This is a genomic window from Enterobacter cloacae complex sp. IR5458 (assembly GCF_049238025.1).
Taxonomy (GTDB): domain Bacteria; phylum Pseudomonadota; class Gammaproteobacteria; order Enterobacterales; family Enterobacteriaceae; genus Enterobacter; species Enterobacter kobei.
Genome location: NZ_JBMKIF010000129.1, coordinates 1 through 1170, shown reverse-complemented (window position 1 = coordinate 1170; position 1170 = coordinate 1). Strand labels below are relative to the sequence as shown.

General features: G+C 53.8%; 2 protein-coding genes. Both read left to right on the top strand.

Features of this window, described 5'->3' with window-relative positions:
* A partial coding sequence (locus ACOTYN_RS26355; RefSeq protein WP_421634808.1) for a hypothetical protein occupies positions 1-693 on the top strand: 693 nt, incomplete at its 5' end.
* A partial coding sequence (locus ACOTYN_RS26350) for a cysteine protease StiP domain-containing protein (protein ID WP_421634807.1) occupies positions 680-1170 on the top strand: 491 nt, incomplete at its 3' end. The genes ACOTYN_RS26355 and ACOTYN_RS26350, both read left to right, overlap by 14 nt.

Here is a 1170-nt window from a genome sequence, read left to right as displayed (position 1 = left end):
GGTGCCGTTGATCGCACCCTGAATCCACGAAGCTTTATGACGGAAGAACAGTCCATGTTAGTGGACTGGCTTCTGGAGCAGGCTGAACTCATTCCCGTTACCGCACGGGGAACTGAAGAAATCAGCCGCGTACGGATCCCTTTCCACTCCTGGGCAATCACCACGCACGGGGCCGTCATTCTCACGCCTGAAGGCAACCCCGACGAGGAGTGGAAGGCCCATATGCTCGGCCAGCTGGCTCCCTATCAGGAAAAGCTGACATCGATGCAGCGTCTGATCACTGAAATGATGGACGCAAAAGGGATTAATGCCTGGGCAAGACTGAACTTCGAATACGGTGAAACGGCGGTTTATATGGTGATGAAACACCGCGACAGCACCCGCCTTGACGAGCTCAATGCCATTGCAGATGAGATAGAAACGGTGTTTCCGACCGAGGGCTTCTATATCCACCGCAACAGTAATAACGTGGCCTGGCTTCCCACCCCGGTTGAGAAAGGGCTGGCCGTCAGCTGGCTGCTTGAAAAACTTCGGGCTGAACGCGGCGTTTTCCCCGTAATTGGTCTGGGCGACAGCCTGAGCGATCATCGTTTTATGAAACTGTGCAGCTGGTTTGGCATCCCGCGTCAGAGTCAGTTTGCAGATGCCATTTCACAGCGAATTTTTGGAGAAAATGAAAATGCAGCCACATGAAACATTTACCGGCTCATACCAGCCCGGTGACGTGGAATTTCTTCTAAAGCCGGTTGTCATTGAGATGACGCCGGTTGATCAAAAAGAAGAGCTGATTCAGTCCGGGAAGAAACATTATTCAGACATGCTCAGCCAGGAGCCAGCGCCAACACAATGGCATCTTGATTTGTTTCACCGGGCGCTGGATCGGGGCGCAGAGAGGCTTGCAAAAGAAGTCACACAGCTCGCTATTGCTCTGGCCGAACGCTTCGGTGATGAGCCCATTGTACTGGCCAGTCTTGTCAGGGCTGGCGTGCCGCTCGGCGTTATGCTGCACCAGGCCCTGCGTGACATGGGGAAAACCTCATGGCATTACGGTATCAGCATCATCCGGGATCGTGGAATTGACGGTGCAGCCCTCGACGTCATTGAAGAGCGGCATGGTACCAGCGGTATTGTCTTTGTTGACGGATGGACAGGTAAAGGCGCAATTACCGG